General features: G+C 44.6%; 4 protein-coding genes. All 4 read right to left on the bottom strand.

The window, feature by feature from the left end; genetic code table 11:
* On the bottom strand, positions 1-251 hold a 251-nt coding region (locus IAG03_RS13785; protein ID WP_249320687.1), incomplete at its 3' end, for a transposase.
* 215 nt (positions 252-466) lie between these two features.
* A complete protein-coding gene (locus IAG03_RS13780; protein WP_249320686.1) occupies positions 467-1,879 on the bottom strand; it encodes an extracellular solute-binding protein in 1,413 nt (470 codons plus the stop codon).
* A gap of 153 nt (positions 1,880-2,032) precedes the next feature.
* The gene (locus IAG03_RS13775; RefSeq protein ID WP_249320684.1) at positions 2,033-2,341 is read right to left on the bottom strand and encodes a helix-turn-helix domain-containing protein; all 309 of its coding nucleotides are present in this window, start codon (positions 2,339-2,341) and stop codon (positions 2,033-2,035) included.
* 117 nt (positions 2,342-2,458) lie between these two features.
* A partial coding sequence (locus IAG03_RS13770) for an ADP-ribosyltransferase-containing protein (RefSeq protein WP_249320682.1) occupies positions 2,459-5,221 on the bottom strand: 2,763 nt, incomplete at its 5' end.

The following is a 5,221-nucleotide window of genomic DNA, read 5'->3' as shown; positions in this document are numbered from 1 at the left end:
TCGAAGGACACGCCCTTGAGCCGCGGCATATGGAGCGTGACATCGCCGGAGGTCGTGGTGAGGTTCCGGTCATAGTGGCCGCTGCGATAGCCCTGACGGGCCTCGCTGCGCTCGCAGCGCGCCGCCTGCGTCAGAGATTCCGCCTCCTTTTCCAGCCGCTCGTTCAGGATTTCTTCCGCGCTGCTTCGGACCAATTCCCTGATCTGCCCCTTGATTAGTTCCTCATTCAGCTGTACAATTTTCTCGGACATCGTTTGCTGTCTCCTTTCGAATGTTTGTGTTGTGACTTCATTCTACCAGAGTCTGCAAACGATGTCTTCTTTTTTGCTCGTTTCAATTTGCGCAACTTATTTTACCTTATCTTTGCCTGGGTACAAAAGCATGCCAATAGTAATAAAAAGTGAGATCGGATTTCGAATAAACTAGATTTCGAAATCCGATCTCTTTTGAATATAAATTTTTAAACTCAGGAAAAGTTCACCTGAACTGTTTCATTTTTTTGCAGCTTTAAACTTGTTGCAACTGTATCTCTCTCCATAAATTTTCGTTTTATACTGCTAATTGTTTCTGTCGCACAGAAAGCTTCTCCGTCTGAAACAACTTCAAGCTCCAGCGCAATAGAAAAATCATTTCTATTGGTAATTGGGATCGATGCCTGATTTTTTAAATGCTTATAGTCCACATCAAATACAGCGTTTCCCAACCTGATGCCTTCAAACGTAAAATCACTGCAGGGTGAAAAAGGACGAAAAACTAGTTTCTGCGTGACACCGCAATATTGAAGTCCAAGAATCTGAGTCAAAAAAGTAACTGCAAAAATTCCAGACGCCCAACCGCATTTACCGCAGTTATGATACAACCTGGAGACCTCTCCAGTTTTCGATCCTAACGGATAAGACCCCCAATTGGCACCGCTAATTTGGTCTTCCTGATTCATTGCTATTGCTCCTAAGCATTGACAAACAGCACGCTCATACAGAAACGCTGTCATTGGATCTCCAGGCATTGTCAGCCGACCCAGAATTTTACGCAAATAGTCATGAGTTTCGTTCAGCCAAAACAGCATTCCTTTATTAACAACAGCCTCTGCGTCTTGATATTCTCCCGGTGCGTACAGCACTACAGAAATCCATTTTGACTGTCTGGCTGATAGCTGAAATTTACAGGGCTGATCCTCTGCGAATCTTTCCTCAACAGGAAGCCAACTGACTCCATGCGTTGCAAAGCAATCCTTCTCCGAACCAAAACGCGGCATTTCTACAGCTAAATCAACCGTTCTTTCGCTTATGTTTTCAAGATAAATTCCGTAGACTATCGCTCTCAGCCGGTCTCCGTTTGCTCCCACGGGGGCAAATGTTAAAATAGTGGCTTTGATTGATCCGTTAGTGAATTTAGTACGCGGGAACAAATTATCTAAAAGATCCGATTCGCTTTTCCCTTTCCACTTTTTGAAATCTAACCTCTCTCCATCCACACACTGCCTGGCTTCCTTTTTGATCACGTCTACAAAATCCTCATCAGAAAGATCTTCTAGATAATCGACATAAGACCGCATTACATTATAGCCGTCGGTCATAAAAATATCCGGCACATCATTAGCAGCCAGCAAGGATTTTAAGGTTTCCCAGTAGTTGGTACCATTGACCTCTAGATTAATGGTAACATTAGGGTGCTCGTCCATGTACTTGTCCACCAGCTTATTTAGTGGGTCTGCATACTCAATCTGGTGCTGAATCCACCGCACAGATATGGGTTCGCTGGAATCAGCGCTTTGAGTCTCGTTGGAAGCTGCGGAAGAATTTTCCGAGCCGGAATTACAACTAGCCAGCAGAGAGACTGCAAGCAACAGGGCCAATAAAACTAACAATACTCTTTTCACAACGCACATCCTCCAATATTTTCTACGTACATTTTCAACCATAGTTTTCACCAAAGCAAAAATGTCATGTATATATAATAGCCGAAGGATGCCATTTCTTATATGCTTTTCATTGATTTTGCATTGGTAATTTATTGACCATCCCGTCAAATTTTAGCTATGGAAGCGATATTCACCCGGGGTAATCCCAAATTGCTTTTTAAAGGCTTTGCTCAAATAGTTCCCACAGCTATACCCTGTTTTCTCCGCAATTTCATCAACACTGCAGGAAGTGGTTTTTAAAAGCTTTTTGACCTCTGCCATTCGACATTCGTTGACAAAGTCAAATAAACCAATCCCATATTTCTTTTTAAAACACCGTGAGATATGCTCTTTACTAATATAAAATTGCGAGGAAAGCTGTTCTAGGCTTAACGGCTGGCTATAATTTTTTTCAACATATTGCTTAATAGGAGCGATCACGTCAAAATCACCGGCATCGGGAGGAAGTTGCGATATTTTATTTGCCCGCTCCTCTTCTAAAGTGTTAAATCATTTCAAATAGATTTTTGTTTAATTCAATCCGGTTAATAGGCTTGACTAAATAATTAAACACCTTTGTTTTGGTACAGAAACTTCGCGCACCCGCTTTTCGCCCGGGCGGATCCGCCCGTACTTTTCAACAAGCCGATCGACTTCTTGACTGACTGCACGGCGCATCACTGCTTGCAATTCCGGCGACGCACTTCTTTTGTCCAATCGCGGCAGCCATTCCGAAAGACGCTTTTCCCGAAAATGGATATACTCCGTAAGCCGCGAAATATCTGCGCGTGAGGTTGCCGCATCCCGCTTTTCTTCCAGCGCGTCGATCTCCTCATATAACGCATGGACGTTCTCTGCCGCCTCTTTGTAAAGGCTTACCGCCTGCGATTCTAAACTGCTTTCGGTCAATGTGCCGATCGCATTTTTCAAAAGCTTGTAGTCCGACATGGCCGTGATTTTCCGAAATTCCCGCCGGACTTCCGGTCGAAACGCCGAAGCGTCCAGATCGGTTTCTCGGTAACCTTCGCTTTCATTCTCCGGCGTGGTGTCATTGAGGCTGTACCGAATATCCGGATTTTTCGCGTCAAATGTGCCGATGTTATCGGTGGCGGATTTGATTTGGTTGGAAGAAAAAACAATGTATGTTTCCACATCGACGCCGTTCCGACTTCCGTCATACCGCAAATGCATTCCATCATACTGTGACTGCTGCATATATGTGGTGATAAGTTCCTTTTGCCTAACGGCTATCGGCTCCGTCTTAGATTTCCACTCTGTGAGAATTTTTTCAAGCGGGGCATCCATTATTTGCATTGCTTCTTCGTCGCTGATTTTTCCGGACACCATTTCGTCATAGTGCTGATCATACCACGCATCACCGGCTTCCTCGGCTTTTTCATACAGCGCATTATACTTCTTGTCTACGGCATCATATTGCGCTTGAAGCTCTGCGTATTGCGGAACATTCTCCATCCAATAGCGGTGTGCGTCTTTTCTGTTCTTCAACTCCAACATATTTCTTGCATTCAAATACACCGCAATTTGTTTTTCGCCGCTGATTCCGATGTCCTGATCTGTCGGCTTGAAAAACATACCAGTGGGCGTATCCGTATCCAATCTTCCAGCACGCTGATTATTTGTATTGAAAACCGTAAAATCTGCATCCGTCTGGTGATACATCACCTTTGGCGTCCCGTCCGCATTCACAACCTTGCTCGCCTTCTCCGGATGGTTCTGCCAGTCCCCAAACCACCGCTTGAATTGCTGGGAATGTGTGACATTTGGAAGTTTATTGTTGACAGGTGACCCATTCTCGCGTATACTATGAATGTAGCCACCGTGAGGTATCAAGCCCCCGGGCAATTGTAGCCCGGCGCCTTGAAGAAGCGGATCGGCTATTTTTTTATTGTAATAATAAACAGCAGTCTTTCCGTTTCTTTCCTCCTGGATTGCATCGTTCAACAGCTTTGTCACAGCATTACTTCTTGTGTGAACGCTTGTAATTGCGTTGCTGTCAATCCGAATTCCATTTTGCAAGCCAAATCCATCGATCACAACAGGCGCAACCAATTGTTTCCCTTGATACGATATTTTCAGAATTGCGACAACACTCGTGCTGCCCTGTGTTTGAGATGCAATCACAGCCACAGGATTTTTGATTGCTGCCGGAAGCTGCTTTAAGATCGCTTCTCCAAAGTCGTGATCCGCTTTGTTTCCCTGTAAAACCGTTTTTAGGTGCCCGGTAGAATACGTCATGGGTAGTGCATTCATTCCGATTTTTTGCAAAACCTCCGGTGTTGCACCGACGATCAACGTGTCACGATTGGGAAACTTCCCGTTTTTATAATCGTCGATCTGCTCCGCAAAGGATTTGGAATAATCGTATCTTTGCGCATCCTTCGCATCTGTGGTATCATTGAGACTGAATTTCTTTTCATGCGTATCATTTTTTGCATTTTTGGATATACTTGTATTGACAGTTTTGAGGTTTTCTCGTATACTGTCAATAGAAAAGTGGTTGCCAGCGAAAGTACTTACATTGGAAGCAATTCCATTTGCGAGCGCGCTGGGGCCATTTTCTTTTATCCAATTATCAATTCCAGCCTCTTTGTCGGTAAACGCTGTACGCAAAACGACACGATCATTTTTCAAAAACTCCAACAACACGCCTGCGTACCCATCTTTTGTTTTTGCCTTCGTTGCAACGGGAGTTCCATTATAGAATCCTTTTCTTCTTGCGCTAATCGAGTAGTTCTCAATGTTATCCAAAGAATCCAGAATACTTTCAAGATTATCTGCTGATAACGAATGATGATCTACTGCATGCAGCAGCCCTTCAAAGAAAATTTCAACGTCCTGACCTTGAGGCGTCGTATAAATATAAAAGCTTTTGTTGGTTTCGTTGGGATTGTTCCTGTTTTTCAAAACAAAGTCATAAAAATTTTGAAAGGACTTTGCCCGGTTTCTGTACATCGCAGAATATTTTTTCCCACCGGACGCTTCTCCCGCATTTACCCCTTCCATCTCCTCCAGCGCGCGGTATGCCGTGTCGCGGATTTGTTCCAGAAGATCGAGGTTTTTCTGAATTTTTGCAGCCTCCGGCAGTTGTCCGGATACGCGCTGCACGGTTTCTTTCAGCGTCTGTATAAATTCATCAAACCACTGTGCAAGCTTTTGCATGGTGGTTTTGTGTTCCTGGGCGAAGGTGCGCACAGCCGTCTCGTCAGAAAACACCGTCCCCACACTGTTTGCGACGATTTCCTCCACCGCATCCGCGCGGGAAAGCGTCTCGCCGCGGGCCTTATGCATCCGCTGAATTTC

The organism is Yeguia hominis (assembly GCF_014384705.1).
GTDB lineage: Bacteria > Bacillota > Clostridia > Oscillospirales > Acutalibacteraceae > Yeguia > Yeguia hominis.
Note: the sequence above shows the minus strand (reverse complement) of the source record. Positions and strands in the feature narration are given on the sequence as shown.